Source organism: Rhizobium sp. LCM 4573 (assembly GCF_001854865.1).
Classification (GTDB): domain Bacteria; phylum Pseudomonadota; class Alphaproteobacteria; order Rhizobiales; family Rhizobiaceae; genus Neorhizobium.
In genome coordinates, this window is sequence record NZ_MDDW01000026.1 from 1 (window position 1) to 21,514 (window position 21,514).

A 21,514-nucleotide genomic window follows, 5' to 3' on the forward strand; every position below is an offset into this window, starting at 1 on the left:
CCTCCTCTGGCGCGGCCAGTGTCACCATCAGCGACGGTACGGTCACGACCGCTTCGGGGACAGGCATCCTCAGCCAGTCCGAGCTGGGCAGCGCCGGCATCACCATGGCAGGCGGCGCGGTCACGGTCCAAAGCGGCACCAATCCCGTCCTGAGCGCGGTGGTCAACAATGCAGTGGCCACGAGCACTGCCAGCATCAGCATGAGCGGAGGCACAGTTACGAACAACGGCAGCGGCGACGGCTTATTCGCCCGAAACAACGGTGCCGGAACGTATAACATCAACGTCGCTAGCGGCACTGTCACGGGAGGCGGTGGGAACGGCGCGGCAATACATACAGCGGGTGCGGGCAACGGGACGGTGACCATTGACGCCGGGGTAATCATTGACGGCTCTGCCTCCGGAGTGGCTTTGCGAGACGGTGACGCCGATCGCGATGGCAGCGACGAGAACAATGGCAGCGCTACGATCACGACGGCAGGCACGCTCACCGGTGACGTAGTTCTGGGGGGCGGCACCGATACCCTGACTGTCACTGGAGGCGACATCAGTGGCAACATCACTGGAGACGGTACTGACCTGCTAACGTTCGACCTTGGCAGCGGCAGCTTTGTCTATAGTGCACCCTTTTCTATTACCGGTATCGACGCACTGACGGTTAACTCCGGTTCCCTCCAGCTCGATGGCAGCTCAACCTCCGCCTCAATCGAGGTGGCAAGCGGTAAACTCGCGGTCAACGGAACGGCTATCGCCGGGGGTGGTATCGACGTCCTGGCCGACGGCCGGCTGCAGGGCACCGGCACCGTTGTCGGATCGCTGACAAGCGCCGGCACGATCGCGCCGGGCAACTCGATCGGTACGCTGACGATCGACGGCGACTATGTGGGGAGTGGCGGCACGCTTGAAGTCGAGACCGTGCTTGGTGACGACGTGTCGTCTACCGACCTTCTTGTGATTTCCGGCGGCACGTCGGGTTCCACCAATGTGCAGGTCGTCAATCTCGGGGGCGCGGGCGCTCAAACCGTGGAAGGCATCAAGATCGTCGATGTCGGCGGAGCTTCTAACGGGGCCTTCGCACTGCAGGGCGACTATGTTTACCAGGGCGATCAGGCCGTCGTCGCCGGTGCCTATGCCTATCGCCTTTACAAGAACGGCGTCAGTGATCCGGCAGACGGTGACTGGTATCTCCGCTCCGCCCTGATCTCTCCCGACGAACCTGCTCCAGGGCCTGGGCCGGGTCCTGGCCCTCATGAGCCGGCACCCACGCCGCTCTATCAAGCCGGCGTGCCGATTTACGAGGCCTATGCCGGCGCGCTGCAGACCTTCAATCAGCTCGGCACGCTGCAGCAGCGGCTCGGCAACCGCCATTGGACGGTGGTGGCGCAGGGCGCTGACGGTATTTCAAACGAGATGACCGTCTCACCGGGCATCGGGATGTGGGGCGAGATCGAGGGCGCGCGCGCCGAATTCAATCCGGAAAGCACGACCGGTGCGCAGTATGACACCACGATCTGGCGGCTCAAGGCGGGTTTCGACACATCGCTTTACGAGGGCGCCGCCGGCAATTTCATCGGCGGCGTGGCGGTGCATTACGGCACGGTCTCGGCCGATGTCAGCTCGATATACGGTTCGGGTTCGATCGACACGAAGGGYTAYGGACTTTCGGGCATGCTGACCTGGTACGGCAATGACGGCTGGTATGTGGACAGCCAGGCGCAGGCGACCTGGTATGACAGCGATCTGTTTTCCGAAACCGCCGGCATCGGCCTCACCGAGGGCAACAATGGTTTCGGCTATGCTCTCGGCATCGAGGTCGGCAAGCGTATCCCGATCGATCCGGAATGGGCGTTCACGCCGCAGGCACAGCTTGCCTGGTCGTCGGTCGATTTCGACGATTTCGCCGATCCGTTCGGCGCCGGTGTGGCGCTTGGAAGCGGCGACAGTTTGATCGGCAGGCTCGGGCTTGCTATCGACCGGCAGACGGAATGGCGGGACGCCGCCGGCAACATCAGCCGGGCACATATCTACGGGATCGCCAATCTCTATTACGACTTCAAGGACGGTTCGACCGTGGATGTCGCCGGCACCCCGATCCGCAGCGAGAATGACGGACTGTGGGGCGGTCTCGGCATGGGCGGCACGGTCGATTGGGCCGAGGGCAAATATTCGCTCTACGGCGAGGTCATGGCCCGCACCGGCCTGAAGGACTTCGGCGACAGCCACGCGTTCACCGGCACGGTCGGCTTCCGAATGAAGTGGTAAGTGGTGAAGGCGCGGACCCAATCGTCAGCTGTCAGTGAAAATTCCGCGCCTTCACCTTCAGCGTGTCGATGTGCAAGTCCTTGACGAAGATGTCTCTCGGCTGAGGCGGCTTCCTACGGTCTCTCGGATCCGGACTTCCAGGAGACCCATGGAAGAATTCGTCTCCCCTGCCCGGCTGCAGCTTGAACCCGGCGTCACGATCCGCCAGCCTGGACAGGTCTTCACTCAGGTCGAAGAGCTGTTGTGCCACGAGATGAACGACCTCTCCCTCCCTTTGGATGCGGACGTTGATCGCCATCATGCTGGCCCCCAACACTACACGCCGCCGCTTCTCGAACAGGCTGGGCCAGACAACCACGTTCGCCGGACCGGTCTCGTCCTCGACGGTGATGAACATGACACCCTTCGCGGAGCCCGGATTTTGCCGAACGAGGACCAGACTTGCCGTCATCAGCCAGCGTCCGTCACTGGCTGCCATCGCGTCTTCGCACGTGACGATGTTCCGCTTCTGCAGGTCTCGCCTGAGGAACGCGATCGGATGCTCGCGAGGAGTCAGGCCCGTGTGGCTGTAGTCCTCGACCACGTTGTGGCCCTCGGTCATCTGCCGCAGTTCGACTTCTGGCTCTCGCTGCTCGGCGATGACCTGAGCTTCGCGCTTGGCGGCGGCGGCGAACAGCGGTAGCGGCTAACGGACACGTCAACGCTGGCTTGAATGTCAGGAAAAATAGCCTATTTTCTGACACATGAAAATCGTTGCGACATCGGTGCCGGATCAAATCATGAGGCGCCTCCGCGCAGGCGGGCGTGGCGGCGTTTTCACGCCCACTGACTTTCTGGACATCGCCGGGCGTGCGGCCGTCGATCAGGCGCTCTCCAGACTCGTCAAGAACGGTAAGCTCCGGCGCCTGGGGCGAGGCCTGTACGATTTTCCGAGGGTTCATCCGCAACTCGGCGCTCTCTCCCCGGCTTCAGACGATGTCGCAAAGGCATTGGCACGGGAGACAGGATCGCGGGTGCAGATTGCAGGTGTGCGCGCAGCCAATGCCCTCGGTCTTTCCACCCAGGTACCGGCAAAAAGCACCTATCTGACCGATGGCCCTTCCCGCCGTGTCGTATTGGGCAAGCGCGTGGTCGATTTGCGTCACGCATCGTCCAAGCATCTCATAGCTCCAGGGAGCGCTGCCGGCACAGTCGTACAGGCGCTTCGTCACGTAGGGGCGGTACGTGCCCGCGACGTTGCGCAGATCGCGGCGCGTCGTCTGTCGGCTAGCGATAAGAAGACGCTCGCATCCACTGCTGTCCAAGCGCCTGCCTGGATGCGGCCGACGCTCGTCTCGATCGCGAACGCAGCGTCGGGGGAGATCGATGGATAAGGTGGCTCTTCTTCCGGCCGCTGTTCGGGCAGCGCTGTTTGGCGAAACGGGCGCTGGCCGAGGAGTCGGAGATACGATCATCGAAAAGGACTTCTGGTCTGCTGGACCTTGAAGCGACTATTTGGACTGCATGAGAAGGATGCGGCTACCCTTGTATTCAAGGGTGGCACCTCCCTCTTCAAGGCGTTTGGTGTCATTTTTTCCGAGGATATCGACCTTTCCTTCGACCGAGCGGATCTCGGTTACACAGGTGACCGCGATCCCGCGAAAGAAGGCATCAGCAAGAAGCAGGCGAACAAGCTTATCGAAGCCCTTGTGAGCAACGTCGAGCAGCATATTGCCGAGAAGCTGCTTCCTGCTCTCCGGTCTGCAATCGTCGACCAACTCGGCGAGCCGACGAAAGGGGAATGGTCGCTGGAGATAGATGCCGCTGACGCGCAAACGGTGAACTTTCACTATCCCACGGCGCTTGCGAGAGCCGAGTACGAAAGCATGGGGTACATCACCCCACGGGTGAAACTGGAACTCGGCGCCCGCGGAGATCCTTGGCCGACAGAGAAACGGATGATCCGACCCTATGCGGCAGACGATTATCCCGCTTTCTTCGTCGTTCTCTCCGCCCGCCGCACCGTTTGGGAGCAGGCGACCGCTTTGCATGCCGAGGCGCATCGCCCTGCCGAGTCCCCAACGCCACAATATTTCTCGCGACACTACTACGATCTCACCATGCTCCTCGATAGCGACGAGGGCAAAGCCGCCGCCACCGATTTCGAGCTTCTCGGAATTTCGCCGCCGAGCTGGACGTCGACATCGACGACCCGATCAATGCCGAACACGGGGTCGCCAGCCCTGACGTCCGGCAACACTGCTTTCCGCGGCCTGCACCCGCCCTACTTTATCCACATGTGCAACGATCACGAACAACACGTCCGCACCCCCGACCATCAATCGATGATGCAGGACCTCAGACGGAACGACCCTGCCCGAAAAGGAYGATCCCAGGAGAGGAGGCAGCGGCTAAGGCATGGCAGATGAGGTGGCAGACTGCATCGTGATCGGTGGCGGACCGGCTGGACTGACTGCGGCAATCTACCTCGCCCGCTATCATCTGTCAGTCACGGTGTTCGATGACAACACGAGCCGCGCAGCGGTTATTCCAGTCTCCCACAATCATGCAGGTTTTCCGGATGGGATCAGCGGCAAGGACCTTCTCGATCGGATGCGGAAGCAGACCATCCACTATGGAGTTGCCATCCAGCGCCGGAAAGTTTTAGCGCTTGAGAAGAGCGGGGCAGTGTTCACCGCACATCATGAGGGTGGCGCGATCAGCGCGCGGTCCGTCTTGCTGGCAACTGGCGTAATCAACCGCCGGCCGCCAATGCCTCAGGCGCAGCACGACGAAGCTGTGGCACGGGGTCTGATCCGCTACTGCCCCGTTTGCGATGGATTCGAGGTGACCGATCGGGCAATCGGGGTGATCGGCACGGGGACGAAAGGCTACAAGGAAGCGCTGTTCCTGCGCAGCTACACCCGCGACGTTACGCTGATCTCACCGAACGGCTCGCATGAGCTATCCCCGAAGCAGAAGCGGCATCTTGCCGGTTGCGACGTACGCACGGTGTCTGGCCCTGTGACCAAGCTCGAACTCCAGGAGGAAACGATCAGCACCGATCTCGGTGGGATGAAGCTCTGCTTCGCATCTGTATATCCGGCCCTCGGTTCCGATGTTCGCTCGGAACTGGTGAAGGGGCTGGGAGCGAGGCGATCTGGTGACGGCTGCGTCATAGTCGATGCCCACCAGCGCTCTTCGGTGCCTGGACTGTACGCTGCCGGCGACGTCGTCGTGGGACTCGACCAGATCGGTCATGCCATGGGACAGGCAGGCGTAGCCGCGACCGCGATCCGAAACGATCTGTGCGAGTTGGCCACGCTCTTACGGTGACCTTGAATGCTGCTACATCCCGGCAGATCGGACCTGGCATTCCAAACCTGTCGTTCGCTTAAACTACCTCGCGCGAGCCAGCCTCATTGCTTTCAGCTTCTCCGTCTTTGCGCGCCGCCGTTCGGTTTCCTCGTCGATTATCGATATGGCGACTTCGTGGGTCCGCTCGAAGCGGCGCCGCCTCTCATCCATCGGGCGAAGTTTCTCTTCTGCGATTGAAGGGTTCTCTGTCATGCCAGCTAAATAGCGCTCAAAGTTTCATAGACAAGCCTCAGCGATGGCGGCCCCGACGGCCTAGCCGGCAAATCGGCGGAAGCCGACCCATTGTAAACCGCAAAGGCTGAAGCTGGCTCACAAAGTGGCAGTGATCGTCCCGGGTGATGCGGACTGAATCCGTGACAGCGCAGGGCAAAATTCCAGCCTAAGATGACAACCTTCTTGTTCTCGTGACATTTCTGCCGTTACATGCGTTTGGGCTGACCGGTTGTCTCTGCCCGAAAGGCGAGCACTCGTTTGATCCAGAGTGCTTCACCTCATCTGTCTGTGAGGCCATTCTCCTGCATTGCGGTGGCCTCCAGCACAAGCATGCCTATGAATTGAGAGGCTGCGCCTCTCCTGCGTTGTCACGAATTCACGGTTCTAGGTTTTTGTTCAGACAGTGAGGTGTGCATGAAGTATCGCCCCGACGTGGATGGCCTGAGGGCTGTCGCCATTCTACCGGTGCTGCTTTTTCATTCTGGTGTTTCAGGTTTTTCAGGTGGTTTCGTCGGCGTCGACGTCTTCTTCGTCATCTCCGGCTATGTGATCGCGATGAGCTTGCTCAGCGATCTCGAGAATGGAAAATTCTCCATCTTTCGTTTTTACGCCAAGCGCGTCCGGCGCATTTTCCCGGCCCTCTTCGTGACCGTCGCTGTCACATGCGTCATCGCCTATCTTTTGTTCATCCCCTCGTACTTTCTTGATTTTTCAAAGAGCCTTCTTGCGACATCGATCTTCATGTCCAACATGTATTTCTGGAAGGCATCCGGATATTTTGCCGCCGATTCAGTATTCAGCCCGTTGCTGCATACGTGGTCGCTCTCTGTTGAAGAGCAATACTACATATTCATGCCCATTGCGACGTTCATCATCTATCGCTTTCTCGGAAAGCGGTGGCTRCTGACCTTGCTGCCTGTGATTCTGGTCAGCTTCGCGCTGAGTGTCTATGCGACGACCACCGCTCCGACCGCCAATTTCTACGTCCTRCCGACCCGTGCCTGGGAACTGCTGATCGGAGCAGCGCTCGCGCTCGGCACGATTCCCGTGGTGAGGTCCCGCTGGCTCGCCGAGGTGATTGGCTTTCTCGGTCTCGGCCTGATCGCCTTTGCGGTCTTCACATTCGATGAGACCACGCCGTTTCCGGGCTTGAACGCGCTGTATCCGTGCCTCGGCAGCGTTCTTTTGATCTATATCGGCAAATCCCCTGCCCGGCCTCTCGCGACATCCATACTGTCCCTGCCGCCGATGGTCGGGATCGGCCTGATCTCCTATTCCCTGTACCTGGTTCATTGGCCGATCGTTTCCTTTTTTCGCTATCAAACGCTCGACCACCCGACGACAATCCAGGCATTCGCCATCGTTGCCGCCAGCTTCATCCTCGCCTACCTGTCGTGGCGTTTCGTCGAGCAGCCGTTCCGCACACCCAACCCCGCGATCACGCAGCCGCGGCTCCTGGCAGGCGGTGTGGCCGCAATCGTTGTTTTCGCGGCGGCCGGCGCTGTCGGCATCGCCTCCGAAGGCTTCCCCGGGCGCAGACCGGACTTTACCGAGCAGAAGATTGCCGGTCATGAGCAATGGAACCAGGGCAAGTGCTTCCTGTCCAACGACCCGGATTATCGCAAATGGAGTGCCGACGATTGCGCGATCACGCAAAGTGACGGGCCGGCGGCACTTCTGTGGGGTGACTCCTTTGCCGCCCAATATGTCCCGGGGATCGCTGCCAATTCGGCACGGATCCCGATGAAGATTTTCCAGTACACGGCCGCGGGCTGCCCGCCGATCATCTCCTATTATTCCTACGCCCGGCCGCGCTGCACCGAGTTCAACGCCAATGCTTTGAAGATCATCAAGGATCTGAACATCGACACCGTGATCCTCAGCGCCCGCTGGACGGACCTGCAGTTGCGCGGGCTGGACCAGCTCGAAAGCACGCTCGCGCAACTTAAGCCGCTTGGTACGAAGGTTTACGTCATCGGCCAGTCACCGCAGTTTTCCACCAGCGTGCAGGTGATCGCCTACGCGAAGGGAAGTCGCGATCCGGACGCCGTGGACAAATGGAAGATCTTCTTCGACCCGGCCATCAACGCCGAAATCAAACGCTATGCCGGCACGGCTGCATTCATCGATCCATTGCCCTCACTTTGTTCCGGTCTGGAATGCCCGTATCGGGAAAAAGGCCAGTATTTGTATGAGGACGCCGAACATTTCTCGGTCGAGGGCAGCAAGCTGGCAGTGGCTGCCTACTTCCCGCTCGTAGGCCCAGCGCCCTTGCCTGCTGAGCCTTCACGTGCTCCGGTGGCAGCAGAAACCGTGTCGGATCTGCAGTAAYCGATGAATGGGTCTCGTTTGGTAATAGTCATGCTCAAAATATCATCCAGTTGAACAATCCATCGTTCCACGTCATAACCGACCGGCAGCGAGTGGAAAGATGTGAAAATGGACCAGAAATTCGACATCGGCGCCCGCCTGAACGCCATGCGCGTCGCCGCGGGCCTTTCGCAGCGCCAGCTGGCTGAGCGGGCAGGCGTGCCACATGCCCAGATATCGAATGTCGAGACCAACAAGGTCAGCCCGTCAGTCGCCACCTTGAGGAAGATCCTGAATGGCCTCGGGGTCGGCATGGGAGACTTTTTCGAACCGGAAAGAAGCCCACCGAAAGGCCCGTTCTTCTCCGCGGGTGAACTCGTCGATCTCACCTCCAAGATTGCAACCTCCCCGATCTCTGGCAGCGACGGCACGCCGATTTTCCGGCAGATCGGCGATGCGCGAGCCCATAACCTCCAGATTTTGCACGAAGTCTATGAGCCAAATGCCGATACTGGAGATACTCTTCTTCAGCACGCGTCTTCCGAAGGCGGCTTTGTCGTCGAAGGCGAGCTGGAGGTAACCGTGGGCGACGAGGTGCGGGTGCTGAAGGCAGGTGAATCCTACCTCTTCGACAGCCGCGTGCCTCACCGTTTCCGAAATCTTTCCGACCGCCGCACCATCGTCATTTCGGCCTGTTCACCGCCCTACCTTTGATTCTGCATTGCCCCTATTGCTCAAAATAATGAGCAACATTATAGCTGTGTCGTCGACAACAGGGAGATTGTCATGACCGCCTCAGCAGATCTTCAAATGCGCCAGAGAGCCGCCGTGGCGGGTGGCGTCGGCACCCGCTCGATTTTTGCGAAGAAAGCGCTGAATGCCGAGCTTTGGGATGTGGACGGCCGCCGCTTCATCGATTTCGCGGCCGGTATCGCTGTCAACAACACCGGCCATCGCCATCCGAAGATCATGCGCGCCGTCGCCGAGCAGGCGGAGCATTTCACCCATACCTGCTTCCATGTGGCGCCCTATGAGGGCTATATCCGGCTAGCGGAGCGCCTGAACGCCATTGCGCCGACCGGTGCGGAAAATCGCACCATGCTGGTGACGACCGGCGCCGAAGCCGTCGAGAATGCCATCAAGATCGCCCGCGCCTATACCGGCCGCTCCGGCGTGGTCGCCTTTTCCGGCGCCTTCCACGGCCGCACGTTGCTCGGCATGGCGCTCACCGGCAAGGTCATGCCTTATAAGAAGAACTTCGGCCCCTTCCCCGCCGAGGTTTTTCACGCGCCCTTCCCCAATCCCTATCTCGGCTTCTCGACCGAGGAGGCCATTGCGGGATTGGAGCGGTTGTTCGCGGCCGACGTCGACCCAGAGCGGATCGCGGCCTTCATCGTCGAACCTGTTCAGGGTGAAGGCGGCTTTAACGTGGCGCCGAAGGAGTTCCTGATCCGTCTGCGCGAGATCGCCGACCGGCGCGGCATCGTACTGATCGCCGACGAGGTTCAGGCCGGCATGGCTCGCACCGGCAGGATGTTCGGCTTCGAGCATGCGGGCGTGAAGCCGGACCTCGTTACCATGGCCAAGGGACTGGCTGGTGGTTTTCCGCTTTCCGCGGTCACCGGCAGGGCTGAGGTCATGAACGCGGCGCATCCCGGAGGTCTCGGCGGCACCTATGCGGGCAATCCGCTCGCCGTTGCTGCCGCCAACGCCGTGCTCGACGTCATCGAGGAAGAGAAACTCTGCGAGCGTGCAGCCGAGATCGGCCGCAGGATTACCGATCGCCTCACCTCCATCGCCGCGCGCCAGGGAATGGAGCGGATCGGCGAAATCCGCGGTCTCGGTGCCATGGTCGCCTTCGAACTGGTCGAGGATCGCGACACAAAGGCTGCAGCACCCGATATCACCACCCGCATCGTCGCGGAGGCGGAAGCGCGCGGTCTCATCCTCCTGTCTTGCGGAACGCGCCTCAATGTGATCCGCTTGCTGACGCCTCTCACCATCGAATGGGAGGTTCTCGAAGAAGGACTGGACATACTCGAGACCTCGATCGAAGCCGCCCTCTCGATATTGCGTCCGCAGCGGCCTGATCCTTGTTCCCCGGAGCGGCCCGAACCCGGTTCGCTTCGCCACTCCCCGTAGAAGAGGAAATGTGCATGAACGGCGCCGATATGCTTTGTGATGTCCTTCTGGTGAATGGCGTCGATGTCTGCTTCGCCAATCCGGGAACATCGGAGATGCATTTCGTCGCAGCATTGGACAGGAAGCCTACCATGCGCTGCGTCCTCGGTCTTTCCGAAGGCGTGGTGACCGGTGCGGCTGACGGTTATGCCCGCATGGCCGACAAGCCGGCGGCGACGCTTCTTCATCTCGGCCCCGGTCTCGCAAACGGTCTGGCAAACCTTCACAACGCCCGCCGCGCCCGCACGCCGATCCTCAACGTCGTCGGCGACCATGCCTCCTATCACCTACAATATGACGCGCCGCTGACGAGCGATATCGAGAGCTTGGCACGGCCTATGTCGCATTGGGTCGGCCGTGCCGGCGGCGCTCAGGACATCCGCCGTTGCACGGAGGAAGGCTTTGCTGCCTCCATCGCACGGCGAGGCGTTTCCACCATGATCCTGCCCGCGGATGCCGCTTGGGGCAACGTTTCGCCCGAGCAGCTTTCGCCGGTTGCGATCCCCTCTCCTCCCCTGATCGATCCAGAAGCGCTCAAGGCTTCGGCCGATGCACTTCGTAGCGGCAAGCGCGTTGTCATCCTCCTTGCAGGAAAGGCCATGCGGGAAAAGCCGGTCAATACTGCAGGCCGGATCGCCGCCGCGACCGGCGCGGCTCTCTTCTCCACCTCCTCCGCGAGAAGCGCGCGTGGCGCGGGCCGTGCCTTTGTCAGGCCCGTGCCCTACAATATCGAACTCGCAATCGAGGCGCTGAAGGATTTCGAGATGGCGATCTGCATCGGCGCCTCGCGGCCGGTGACGTTCTTCGCCTATCCGGGAAAGCCGAGCACCACGCTGCCTCCCGGCTGCGATGTTATCCAGCTGGCCGGACATGAACACGATCTTTCCGAAGTCCTGGAGCAGTTGGCCGATGAACTCGGTATCAAGCCGGATGCCGAGTTCGCGCGCAATCCGTTCCTACAGAACAATGTCCAAGTTCCCGGCGGCGCCTTGACGCCCGACGCACTCAGCCTGGCTATTGCCCGCCACCTGCCTGAAAACGCGGTCGTCATCGATGAGGCGCTGACCTCGATCGGCCAGCACAATGCCTTGGCTCCCGGTCTTCACCCGCATGACCATCTGCCGATTACCGGCGGCTCGATCGGTATCGGTATTCCGCTGGCGACCGGCGCTGCGATTGGCGCGCCGGACCGCAAGGTAGTGGCCATGCAGGCGGATGGCAGCGGTATGTACACGGTGCAGGGGCTGTGGACGCAGGCGCGTGAACAGCTCGACGTCGTCACCGTCGTCTTCGCCAACAGCGCTTACAAGATCCTGCAGGGCGAGATGGTCAATGTCGGCGTCAACTCCTTCGGTGTGAACGCTCGCAAGATGCTCGACCTCGATCAGCCGAAGCTCGATTGGTGCTCGCTCGCCAAGGGGCTCGGCGTCGAATCCGGACGCGCCACGACGACGGAGGAATTCGTGACGCTCTATAAGGGCGCGCTCGGTCGCAAGGGACCGTTCCTCATAGAAGCCGTCATTGCCTGATCCAGCGGACATGACATTGTTGGCAGGGGCTATACGGTCCCGGTGGCTGCGACCATGATCATCTCGACCTTCATGTCCGGGCTTGCGAGCCGCGCCTGGAAACAAGCGCGCGCCGGCGGCGCGATGTCGGAGACCCATTCATCCCAGACCTCGTTCATGGCGGCATAGTCGTCCATGTCCGCCAGCATGATCGCGCAGAAGATCAGGCCCTGTTTGGCTGAGCCGATTTCGGCCAGTCGCCCTTCCGCCTTGGCGAGCAGCTGGTGGGTCTGCTCTGCCGCGCTGAGCGATCCGTCATAGGGCGCTTGCGGCGTGCAGGCGAAGTAGCCGGTGCCTTGGTGAACAACGGCGAGGCTGCCGCGCTTGCCCACRCCGAAGCGCTGAATGATGGAGGAGAAATCTGCGGTCATGATCTTGCTGCCTGCTTACTTGGTGATGACGAAGACGGATTCGGGCATCCAGCTGATGCAGCACTCTTCGCCCTCCTTGATGATGACGACGTCGGCGCCGAGCACGCGAACCCGCATCGTCACCTCCCCTGCGCGGCCGATGACCAGAGCGTTGTCGCCGTAATTGACGATCGTTTCGACCGTCATGCGGACGTTCCTGCGCCCTTCGATCGGATTGCGCGACAGCTTGATGTGTTCCGGGCGGATCAGCAGCGTCACCTTCTGGCCGTCGGCCAGGGCATTGTCGGCGCCCGCATAGTCAAATGCGCCGAGCGCCGGGTTCTCGGCGGTCTTTCCCGCCGCGCTGGAGATCGTTGCGGGAATGAGGTTGCTTTCACCGATGAAGGCCGCGACGAAGGATGTTTGCGGACGGTGATAGATGTCGAGTGGCGCTGCGGCCTGCTCGATGCATCCCCTTTCGAAGACGACGATCCGGTCGGACATGGACATGGCTTCCGACTGGTCGTGGGTAACAAATATTGTCGTCACGCCGAGGCTGCGCTGGATGCGCTTGATCTCGATCTGCATCTGTTCGCGCAGGTTTTTGTCGAGCGCCCCCAGCGGCTCGTCGAGGAGGAGCAGCGAGGGCTCGAATACCAGCGCGCGGGCAAGCGCCACGCGCTGCTGCTGGCCGCCCGACAGCTCTTTGGGATGACGGTGCCCAAAACCCTTCAAGCCGACGAGAGAAAGCATGTCCTCGGCTTTTTTCAAACCCTGGCTGCGGCTGATGCCACGCATCTGCAGTGGGAAATAGACGTTCTCCACGGCAGTCTTGTGGGGAAAGAGCGCGTAGTTCTGGAACACGATGCCGATGTTACGTTCATGCGGCGCGAGCTGGGTAATCGATTGGCCACCCACTTGAACAAGTCCGGACGTCGCCTTTTCGAAACCCGCGATGATCATCAACGTCGTCGTCTTGCCGGAGCCGCTTGGGCCCAGGAAGGTTACGAACTCTCCTTTTTCGACTGAAAGATTGACGTCGCTGAGCGCCGTGAAATGTCCGTAGGTTTTGGTGATGCCGGAGAGTTGCAGGTAACTGGTCATTGGAATTCCTTGGAAATCAGTGTGCGCCGGCGGGTCTGCTCGGCTTCGGAGCGCGGCTGCGCAGCGCGCTGATGAAGTAGGGAGCCACGATGCCGACGAGGACTATGGCGAACAGAAGCGTGGAGATGACCGCGATCACCGGATCGGCCTCCTGGCGTATGCTGTCGAACATCTTGCGCGGCAGGGTCTCCGCGCCGCGGCCGGAGATGAAGATCGCCACCACGGTCTCGTCGAAGGATTGAACGAAGGCGAACAGTGCGCTGATGATGAGACCCGGTCTCAGGATCGGAAGCGTCACATGAATGAACGTTCTTGTCGGGCTGGCGCCGAGGCTTTGAGCCGCCCGCTCGAGGTTCCGGTCGAAGCCCTTCAGGTTGGCCGACAACACTAGGAAGGCGATTGGAACCRACAGGCAGGTATGGGCCAGGATGACGCCGAAATGCGTGTGCACGAGCCGCAGCTGACCGAAATAGGAATAGTAGCCCACCGCCATCACGATGTGCGGCACGGCAAGCGGCATCAGCATCATGAGATCGGCAAACCCCTTGCCGCGAAAGCGATGCCGCACCAGTGCGAAGGTCGCCGGCACCACCAGAAGCATGGTGAGGATCATCGTCGCGGTGGCGATCAGAATACTGTTCCAGGTGGGAACGAGCCAGCTCATGTCCGTGAAGTAGGCCCGATAATAGCCGAGCCAGTAGCCCGGCGGCGGGAACTGCAGTGACCGCGCCTCAGAGAACGACATGGGCACGACGATGACGAGGGGTGCCGCGATGAAGAGGACGACAAGGAAGCCGGCCCAGCGCATGAACGTGTTCATGAACGATCACCCCCAGAGTTTGTCGAGGCCGAAGCGGCGGTGATAGATGGTGAGAATGATGAGGGTGACGGCGAGCAGCACCATGGCCATGGCGGAGCCGAGGCCGAAGGCGAGGAATTCCTCGATCTGGTGCCCGATCAGGCCGGCGATCATCTGCTCGCGCGGGCTACCGAGCAGAACCGGCGTCACGTAAAAGCCCAGGCAGATGACAAAGACCAGCACCGAGCCGTTGGCGATGCCGGGTGCCGTTAGCGGCAGGTAGACATGCCGGAACAAGGAGAAGCCCTTGGCGCCGAGGCTTTCAGCCGAGCGCACGAGCGCCGGGTCGATCTTCTTCATCACCGAGTAGATGTTCATGATCATGTAGGGCGCCAGGATATGGATCATCGCGAGCGTCGAGGAGAAGCGCGTGAAGAGAAGCTGYGGCGGGCTTGCGAGGCCAATCATCTGCAGGAAGGCGATCAGCGGCCCGTTATTGCCGAGCAGCACCATCCAGGAATAGGTGCGCACCAGGAAACTGGTCCAGAAACTCATGGTCACCAGAAGCAGGATCAGCATCGCGGTGCGAGGTTTGGAATGGGCCATCAGGTAGGCGAGCGGATATCCCACCATAAGACAACATGCGGTTACGAATGCTGCGGTCAGGAAGGTATTCAGGAAGACACGCTGGTAAAGCGCTCCGGTCAGCACCTTCGTGTAGTTGGCGAGCGTGGGGCGCGGTTCGGTAAAGCTCATGATCGCCACATCGGCGAGCGGAACCACGAAGAAGATGAGCATGTAGATGCCCAGCGGCGCCAGGAGAAGCCAGGGCCAGATATTCGGCTTTTCCGTGAGTTTCGAAAGACTTGTGCCCATTGCCGCTCCCCTTGTTCTCGTTTCGGCATGTCGCATGGGATCCCGCGGCGCTCTGCGCGATGCCTTCAAACGGGTGATCGAGGCGATCCCGAAGAGCGGATCAGCTCGCAATCCATTCCTCGAAGCGCTCGGCAATCTCGGCTGGGTCGGCGCCGAAGTTCGYCATGTCCTGCTCGAAGGTCCGTGAATAGTTCTCCGGCGAGGTCGGCATGCGCTTGGCTTCCTCCGCGGTGACGAATTCACCGGAAGCTGGGTTCAGCGGACCATAGTCGGCCGCCTTGCAGAACCCGGCCAACGGCTTGGCGCTGGTTGYGAACTCAACGAATTTCTTGGCGTTCTCGAGATTGGGCGTGTCCTTGGCCACCACCCAATAGGAGCGGTCGATTTCGCCCTGGTCCCAGGTCATCGCGACCGGCGCGCCGGCCTTTTCCGCTTCGAAAAAGCGGCCGTGCCAGATGCCGATCATGTCCACTTCGCCGTCGCGCAGGATCTGGGTTGATTGAGCTCCGGCCGTCCACCAGACGCGGATATGAGGCTTGATCTTGTCGAGTGACGCGAAGGCGCGGTCGACGTCGAGTGGATAGAGGTCCTTCACGGCGACACCGTCAGCGAGAAGCGCGATCGGTAGAACCCGCGCGGCATAGCGCTGCAGCGAACGCCCGCCTGGGAATTTCCCCACGTTCCAGAAGTCCGTCCAGGTCTTCGGCACCTCCTTGTATTTGTCGGTACGCCAGGCGAGCACGGTGGCAAAGGCGTGCGAAGCGACGCCGTTCTCGAACAGGCCGCCCTCATAGGGGGCTTCCAACTCTTCAATGATGCCCGCGTCGTTGGCGCGCACCAGTTCGCCGGCACCGAGCGTCGTCACGTCGAACTCGTAGATGCCCGTATTCACCTGCTGGGCCAGCTTGGCAAAGGAAACCGGCGAAACCGTCTTCACCTGGATGCCTGTCTCGGCGGTAAAGGGGTCGATCAGATGCGCCTTGGCCGCCTCTTCCCAGGGGCCGCCCCAGGTGTTGACGTAGAGCACGTTTTCCTGACCGCGCGCGATGTAGGGCGCGGCGAGCGAAGCAGCCACGGCCGCACCCGCCGTCTTCAGAAACGTACGGCGATCCGGCATGAGAAAAGTTTTCCTTCCAGGCATGTCTTGTTCTCCTCCTATGCTTTTCTGAAGGTAGCCTCGTAGAGCCGAAGCCAGTTCTTGTGGGTTATCTTCGCGACCTCCTCTTCGGAGAAGCCCACCGCGCGGAGGCCCTCCGGGATCACCCGGATGTCTTCGACCTTCTGGAACCATTCCGGCGGCGCAGCCTTGAGCGGCTTGCCGGCGGCGCTTGCGCCGTAATCTTCGCCGCGGGTCCAGCGGCCCTTGCGCATCCAGGCATAGTCGGGCGCGGTAAAATTGTGGCTCTTGTCGGTGCCGATCGCGACGGAGTCGATGCCGGCGATATCGACGGTACGGGCGACCATCGTGCACCAGGCCTCGATCGAGGCACAGAATTCGTCGCCGGTGATGTTGCGATAGGCCGCGCAGCCAATTACGCCGCCCGTGTCCTTCAGCGCCCGGATCACGTCATCCGACTTGTTGCGCTTGTGGAAAAATAGCGATTGAGCATTGGCATGGGTCACGGCAATCGGCTTTTCAGAAACCTTGATCGCATCCAGCGTCGTGCGGTCACCCACATGGCTGCAATCGACCAGAATGCCGGCTGAATTCATCTCGCGCACCACTTCCTTGCCGAAGCGGGCAAGGCCGGAATCTTCCGCCTCATAGCAGGAGCCACCGAGTTCGTTCTGGTTGTTGTAAGTGAGTTGCACGACGCGCACGCCGAGTTCGGCGAACATCTCGACGAAGCGGATCCGGCCCTCGAATAGATTGCTGTTCTGGAAACCCATGATGATGGCAAGCTTGCCCGCAGTGGAAATGCGGGTGATGTCGCTTGCCGTCAACGCAATCTCGGCAATGTCGGAGTTCTCGCGCACCAGGTCCCGCCAGCGGCCRATCGAATCGAGCGATTCCACCGTGCCCTCCCAGAAGCCGCAGGTGTTGACGACCCCGCCAACCGTTCCTTTGAGAAGGGTTTCAAAGGCGCCGCGATCGAAATGTCCACATTGCAACCCATCGATGATCATGCCTTGGCGCCTTCCCTTTCGCGTTCGGAGAGCTTGGATGCGAGGAAGCTCACATCCGTTTCGTCGTCATTGTCCTTGCGGCCGATAACCGTACCGTCCTCGGTGATGATCATAGGACCAGCATGGCGGCGGGAAACGACGCTGTCTGTGGCAAGCGCCTTCTTGGCCAGATGGTAGATGCGCCACCAAAGATCGGATTCGACCTCCACTCCGCCTTCGAGCAAGGCCCAAAGCAGAGGGTCGTCCTGTCGGACATTGCCGGTGACCGGCACCGGCGCGGCCTTCAGCAGGTTGCCGGAAACGGTAATCGTGAGGCCCGTGCGCCCCCCAAGGCTTGCGGCAACGGCAAGTTCGGCCGGATCGACTGCGTCATTGACGGTCAACTCCGCCGCGCCGAACCTCTGGACGAGTTCTCCGAGGAGATCGATCACCGCCGGGAGCACGAACCAGGCATGCTGCCCCGCGGCATCGAGCACGATCCGTGTTCCCTCCTCCGAGGAGATCGAAATGCGGGACGGATCAGCCGAGCCAAAGCTTTCGAAACGTTCCTCGAGCAGCCGGAAGCCGCCGAGTCCCAGTTTTTGCGAATACATGGGGAAGTCACCGACGACGAGGAAGAATCCTTTCGGCAGGCTGGTAAGTGAGAATATGCGCTCGGACATCAGCCGCATCTCGCGGGGCATGATGCGCAACGGGGTCTGGGTCGATGAAGAGGTCATAGGACAGGTTCCGCCGGATAATACCAGGTGCCGGTATAACCGGCGCGAAGATCGTCGGGCGTCGGAGCCCCGTGATAGAGAACTCCGCGCAGGTTGCGGCTTAAGAAATCGCGGGTCTTGTCGATGCCGTGAATGCCGACATTCATCAGCCGCACCAGATCAATCGGCACAAACTGCTCGGCATTGATGTTGGCGATAGGCGTGTGATAGCCGTGCCCGCGCAGGCTCTGGATACGCGCAATGAGATAGCGGTGCTCGGGATGCTTTAGAAGGAAGCGCGCGATTGTAAGCGAGCCTTCCGTCTTGCCGAGATCAACGGCAAGCGCCTGTATGTCCCCGCAGGCGTCGAAGCCGAGATCAAGCGCATCGGGAACTTCCTCGCGGGCACCACGCCGCGGCTCTTCTGCGGTTTCGGACTTGTACCAAACATATTTGTAGGCTTCCGGGCCTGACATGTCCGTATCGAGCGCCCACTGGTATTCCTCGCGAAGGAGTCGAGAGATGTCCTCGACCGTCTCGGCGGGAGCGATGTTGAATTCGTCAGCACCGGATACGGCTTCGAGAAGCCGGTCGGCTTCCTCCGGCACGAGCTCGATCATCAAGGAAAGGAAGGTTTCGTAGGCCTCGGGCGAAAGGTCGCCGTCGAATTCGCAGGCCAGGATGTCGAGCGGTCGGTCGGCCGCACGACCGTTCACCGTGCCGTTCGCCTGAAATTCCTCAAGGGCAGCGACCACCTGCTCGAGATCATCGGCGATTTCGGCACTGGACGTGAATGTCTCATAGACCATCTGATCCTGTCTGCGGAAGACGATTGCCTGGCGCAGGAGCCCAATGAGCCGGGAAACCGGCTCATCGCCTGCTGCAAGCTTCAGCCCCCTCGCCTTCGCGATCGCGGTCTCGCGTGCGCTGAGAAGCGCACCGATCAGCCTCGGATGCTTATGCACGAAGAAGATGAGGCCGAGCGCCGAGCCGTTGCCGACACCGATATAACGACGGAGTTCCGGATCGAGCTTGACCGCCTTCTCGGATCTCCTGGCGGCAAGGTGTTCGACGAGATCACAGGAAAACTCCCGCATGAGATAGGCGGTGAGAAGCTGCGCCTGCAGAACCCCGCCGAGCGCATGACCGGCGCCGAGTGAAGGGAACGAGCGGGTGCCGAACGTGCCGTTGCCGTCGAGGCCAGTGTTACGCATCAGGTAGCAGACCTTGGCGAGGTCGGCGACTTCCGGCTGCCGCCCTTCGGCAAGCGCTTCAAGCGTTTGGTTGAAGACCCGCATCGAACGATTGGAGCGGCACCAGATCAGTGTGCTGGGGGTTGCGCGCCCCATATAGAGTTTTGGGATCTCCCGCCGCGCCGTCTCGATGTCCGCCTCCGTGGCCGCTCCTTCGATCAGGGCGCCCATCATGTCCCAGGCTTGGCCGATGATGCGGCCTGTGCGGGCGGTCGAGCTGGGCGGGCGCGAAAAGCCGATGAAAGAGAAGTCCTGTCCGGGCGTCTTGATGGAGTAGACCACCGTCCCCTCGGCATTCGCGTCCACGTCGAAGAGTGCACAGGAAATGTCCCAGCGCTCGCGGATCATCTTGTTCATGAGAGCCCGGGTGATGCTCAGCCGGCTCGGCTGGATGGCTGCGAGCCGCGAGGTCTTCATCACCTCGTGTCCCGGTCTTGGATGCGGCATCGCCGCCTGTTCGGAAGTCGCGGTCATGACCGTCAACGCTCTCCCTGCTGCATTTTGGTGATGGTCCTGGCCGCCTCCAGCAACGGCTCGCGGAATGTCTCGATGTCGAACCGGAACTCCGGCATGACCAGAGAGAGGGTGGCAGTGCACTTGCCGTTGAGATCGAAGATCGGCGCGGCGATCGCGATCACGCCGCTTTTGGTATAGCCGCTGGAAAGGGCATAGCCGTCGGCCTTCGTCGTCCTCAGGATATCCTCGGAAGCGAGTGGCTCGCCGCTTTCTTTAAGCTTGCCGAGCGTCATCTCGTCGGCGAATGCGGTCAGCACGCGGCCCGAGGCCGAACCTTCGAGTGACATCGTTGTGCCGATCTTCTGCTCGGCGCGCAGCACGCTTTCGGATTCGACGCGGGAGACGATGCAGGGAAGGCCGCGGTCCAGCACCGCCAGAGACGCCGTCTCTTTCACCCGCTGCACGAGCATCTCGATGATCGGCTGGACGCGCGTGCCGAGATCGGCCTGTTCCAGAGCCGAGGCTGCGATGCGGCAGGCATGCATGGAGAGCCGGTAGCGCATCTCCCTGTCCTGCTCGACCCACCCCGCCTCGATGAGCGTCAGCAGTCTTTGATAGGCGGTCGGCCGGGAGAGCTGCATGGCCGACGCCACCTCCGGCAGCTTCATCCCCCGAGGGCTCGCCGCCAGCACATCGAGCACCGCCATCGTCTTCAAAACGGTGGAGAGAGGGCGAACCCCGCTTTCCTCTTGTATTCTATTTGAATATGATGTATCCATGTAGAATACATTTGCGGACAAAATGATCGTTGTCAACCGAGTTGACAACGATCATGTCTTCTGTCGGTGGTTTGCTCCTTGGAGGCAACGCGACCTTGAGGCGGTGTAGCCGAGTTCGCAAAACGATTTCACTGCCAGGGAAGCGTCGGCGGAGCAGCCGGCTTCCCCCGTCGTTTCGTCACATCAGCAGTTTTTCGGCCGTCACCGCATCGGTTATCAAGCCGTTGATTAACCGCCCCCTCAGAGCGCCATGAAGAGCTGGGAGCTTTCTTTCACCCTTGGCGACGCCGATGACCAGCGTCCTGTCGCATGAGGGTATCGGCGCGCTGGCGACCCGGTCGTTTGTGATGCCCTTGATGAGCTTTCCTTCCTTGTCGAAAGTCCAGCCGACGATCTCTCCGACAGCCCCTGCTTTCTGAAGCAACGCCAGCTCGTCCTTGGCGATGAAGCCATCTATGAAGAGCGCTCCCTGGGGGCCTATGTCACCGACGCCGACGAAGGCGACATCGGCCCTGGCTGCCAGCCCCAGTGTCTGACGAATGCCCGGCTGGCTGTGAAGCGTCGCCCGCTCCTGCTGTGACGAGGCGATGACGGGTACAGGCATCGGAAAGCACTTCGCAGTGATCAGATCGGCCATCTTGAACACGACGTTATAGAACCAGACGGAACCCTCGCGCGTGATATTGCCGGTCAGCGACACGATCTTGTGGTGCGGGGCATCGAACGGCACCATCTCCTCGATCGCCGCCTTGAGGGTATGGCCAGTTCCGATCGCGATGACGAGTGGTTTTTCGGATGCCAGCCGGCGCTCGATTTCGGCTGCCGCCGCCTGCGCCAATCCCGCGGTTGCCGTCTGTACCTGAGGGTCAGATGGGATGACTTCCACGAACTTGAGCCCGTACCTTGCGCTAAGTCGGGCGCCCAGCTCCATGCAGTCGCCGACCGCGTGATCGAGCCGGATCTTGATCAACCCTTGCGAAACGGCGCGAGATACCAGACGCTGTGCCGTCTGGCGCGACACGCCCAGTTTATGTGCGATCTCGTCCTGACTGTTGCCGGCAATGTAATAGAGCCAGCCTGCCTTCGCCGTGAAGTCGAGACGGCTGCTATTCACGTCCCTTTTGACGACCATGGTATTTACCCTCCCCTCTTCACGCCGGCGCCCTGGCCGGAAGCGTGATT

18 protein-coding genes and 1 pseudogene are annotated in these 21,514 nt (G+C 61.0%); 8 read left to right on the forward strand and 11 right to left on the reverse strand.

Going from position 1 to position 21,514, the window contains the following annotated elements:
• The coding region (locus LCM4573_RS19165) for an autotransporter outer membrane beta-barrel domain-containing protein (RefSeq protein ID WP_116285612.1) at positions 1–2,261 on the forward strand (2,261 nt) is incomplete at its 5' end.
• Positions 2,262–2,292: 31 nt separating this feature from the next.
• On the opposite strand, the pseudogene LCM4573_RS19170 reads toward LCM4573_RS19165, so the two are convergent.
• Positions 2,293–2,946: pseudogene (locus tag LCM4573_RS19170) on the reverse strand (OB-fold nucleic acid binding domain-containing protein); the annotation flags it as partial.
• 94 nt (positions 2,947–3,040) lie between these two features.
• On the opposite strand from LCM4573_RS19170, the gene LCM4573_RS19175 reads away from it, so the two are divergent.
• The 7 genes from LCM4573_RS19175 to LCM4573_RS19205 all read left to right on the forward strand — a co-directional run bounded on the left by LCM4573_RS19175 (position 3,041) and on the right by LCM4573_RS19205 (position 11,851).
• Complete coding sequence (locus LCM4573_RS19175; protein WP_071008498.1) at positions 3,041–3,634, forward strand: DUF6088 family protein; 594 nt, start codon at positions 3,041–3,043, stop codon at positions 3,632–3,634.
• Between the two features lie 108 nt (positions 3,635–3,742).
• A complete protein-coding gene (locus LCM4573_RS19180; protein ID WP_244505366.1) occupies positions 3,743–4,669 on the forward strand; it encodes a nucleotidyl transferase AbiEii/AbiGii toxin family protein in 927 nt (308 codons plus the stop codon).
• The gene (locus LCM4573_RS19185) at positions 4,659–5,576 is read left to right on the forward strand and encodes an NAD(P)/FAD-dependent oxidoreductase (protein WP_071007989.1); all 918 of its coding nucleotides are present in this window, start codon (positions 4,659–4,661) and stop codon (positions 5,574–5,576) included. The genes LCM4573_RS19180 and LCM4573_RS19185 overlap by 11 nt, the downstream gene beginning before the upstream one ends.
• A gap of 669 nt (positions 5,577–6,245) precedes the next feature.
• Entirely contained in the window at positions 6,246–8,162 is a 1,917-nt protein-coding gene (locus LCM4573_RS19190; RefSeq protein WP_071007990.1) for an acyltransferase family protein, read from the forward strand.
• Positions 8,163–8,270: 108 nt separating this feature from the next.
• Positions 8,271–8,855: a cupin domain-containing protein gene (locus LCM4573_RS19195; RefSeq protein ID WP_071007991.1), complete on the forward strand. Its 585-nt coding sequence runs from the start codon at positions 8,271–8,273 to the stop codon at positions 8,853–8,855.
• Positions 8,856–8,927: 72 nt separating this feature from the next.
• Positions 8,928–10,283 carry a 4-aminobutyrate--2-oxoglutarate transaminase gene (gene gabT, locus LCM4573_RS19200; protein WP_083347535.1) on the forward strand — a complete coding sequence of 452 codons (1,356 nt, stop codon included), beginning with the start codon at positions 8,928–8,930 and terminating at the stop codon, positions 10,281–10,283.
• A gap of 14 nt (positions 10,284–10,297) precedes the next feature.
• Complete coding sequence (locus LCM4573_RS19205) at positions 10,298–11,851, forward strand: acetolactate synthase large subunit (protein WP_071007992.1); 1,554 nt, start codon at positions 10,298–10,300, stop codon at positions 11,849–11,851.
• Positions 11,852–11,880: 29 nt separating this feature from the next.
• On the opposite strand, the gene LCM4573_RS19210 is transcribed toward LCM4573_RS19205, so the two are convergent.
• The 10 genes from LCM4573_RS19210 to LCM4573_RS19255 form a co-directional block, all read right to left on the reverse strand.
• Positions 11,881–12,261 carry a RidA family protein gene (locus tag LCM4573_RS19210; protein ID WP_071007993.1) on the reverse strand — a complete coding sequence of 127 codons (381 nt, stop codon included), beginning with the start codon at positions 12,259–12,261 and terminating at the stop codon, positions 11,881–11,883.
• A gap of 15 nt (positions 12,262–12,276) precedes the next feature.
• Complete coding sequence (locus LCM4573_RS19215; protein WP_071007994.1) at positions 12,277–13,344, reverse strand: ABC transporter ATP-binding protein; 1,068 nt, start codon at positions 13,342–13,344, stop codon at positions 12,277–12,279.
• A 16-nt stretch (positions 13,345–13,360) separates the two neighbouring features.
• Positions 13,361–14,164, reverse strand: coding sequence for an ABC transporter permease (locus tag LCM4573_RS19220; RefSeq protein WP_071007995.1), 804 nt, complete (start codon positions 14,162–14,164; stop codon positions 13,361–13,363).
• A 6-nt stretch (positions 14,165–14,170) separates the two neighbouring features.
• Positions 14,171–15,019, reverse strand: coding sequence for an ABC transporter permease (locus LCM4573_RS19225; RefSeq protein WP_071007996.1), 849 nt, complete (start codon positions 15,017–15,019; stop codon positions 14,171–14,173).
• Positions 15,020–15,119: 100 nt separating this feature from the next.
• Positions 15,120–16,136, reverse strand: a complete 1,017-nt coding sequence (locus LCM4573_RS19230) for an ABC transporter substrate-binding protein (RefSeq protein WP_244505367.1) — start codon at positions 16,134–16,136, stop codon at positions 15,120–15,122.
• A gap of 38 nt (positions 16,137–16,174) precedes the next feature.
• Entirely contained in the window at positions 16,175–17,146 is a 972-nt protein-coding gene (locus LCM4573_RS19235) for a membrane dipeptidase (protein ID WP_071007998.1), read from the reverse strand.
• Positions 17,143–17,865 carry a hypothetical protein gene (locus LCM4573_RS19240; protein ID WP_071007999.1) on the reverse strand — a complete coding sequence of 241 codons (723 nt, stop codon included), beginning with the start codon at positions 17,863–17,865 and terminating at the stop codon, positions 17,143–17,145. Before LCM4573_RS19240 ends, LCM4573_RS19235 begins: the two co-directional genes overlap by 4 nt.
• Positions 17,862–19,571, reverse strand: coding sequence for a hypothetical protein (locus LCM4573_RS19245; RefSeq protein WP_071008000.1), 1,710 nt, complete (start codon positions 19,569–19,571; stop codon positions 17,862–17,864). The genes LCM4573_RS19240 and LCM4573_RS19245 overlap by 4 nt, the downstream gene beginning before the upstream one ends.
• Positions 19,572–19,576: 5 nt before the next feature.
• The gene (locus LCM4573_RS19250; protein ID WP_071008001.1) at positions 19,577–20,332 is read right to left on the reverse strand and encodes an IclR family transcriptional regulator; all 756 of its coding nucleotides are present in this window, start codon (positions 20,330–20,332) and stop codon (positions 19,577–19,579) included.
• A 178-nt stretch (positions 20,333–20,510) separates the two neighbouring features.
• The gene (locus LCM4573_RS19255) at positions 20,511–21,464 is read right to left on the reverse strand and encodes a sugar-binding transcriptional regulator (RefSeq protein WP_071008002.1); all 954 of its coding nucleotides are present in this window, start codon (positions 21,462–21,464) and stop codon (positions 20,511–20,513) included.
• Between the last annotated feature and the right edge of the window lie 50 nt (positions 21,465–21,514).

Bases quoted from the DNA above. Each gene is read 5' to 3' on its own strand.
- LCM4573_RS19205 (WP_071007992.1), top strand. From the start codon at position 10,298: ATGAACGGCGCCGATATGCTTTGTGATGTCCTTCTGGTGAATGGCGTC.
- LCM4573_RS19175 (WP_071008498.1), top strand. From the start codon at position 3,041: ATGAGGCGCCTCCGCGCAGGCGGGCGTGGCGGCGTTTTCACGCCCACT.
- LCM4573_RS19195 (WP_071007991.1), top strand. From the start codon at position 8,271: ATGGACCAGAAATTCGACATCGGCGCCCGCCTGAACGCCATGCGCGTC.
- LCM4573_RS19255 (WP_071008002.1), bottom strand. From the start codon at position 21,464: ATGGTCGTCAAAAGGGACGTGAATAGCAGCCGTCTCGACTTCACGGCG.
- LCM4573_RS19215 (WP_071007994.1), bottom strand. From the start codon at position 13,344: ATGACCAGTTACCTGCAACTCTCCGGCATCACCAAAACCTACGGACAT.
- LCM4573_RS19240 (WP_071007999.1), bottom strand. From the start codon at position 17,865: ATGACCTCTTCATCGACCCAGACCCCGTTGCGCATCATGCCCCGCGAG.
- LCM4573_RS19250 (WP_071008001.1), bottom strand. From the start codon at position 20,332: ATGGATACATCATATTCAAATAGAATACAAGAGGAAAGCGGGGTTCGC.
- LCM4573_RS19185 (WP_071007989.1), top strand. From the start codon at position 4,659: ATGGCAGATGAGGTGGCAGACTGCATCGTGATCGGTGGCGGACCGGCT.
- gabT (WP_083347535.1), top strand. From the start codon at position 8,928: ATGACCGCCTCAGCAGATCTTCAAATGCGCCAGAGAGCCGCCGTGGCG.
- LCM4573_RS19245 (WP_071008000.1), bottom strand. From the start codon at position 19,571: ATGACCGCGACTTCCGAACAGGCGGCGATGCCGCATCCAAGACCGGGA.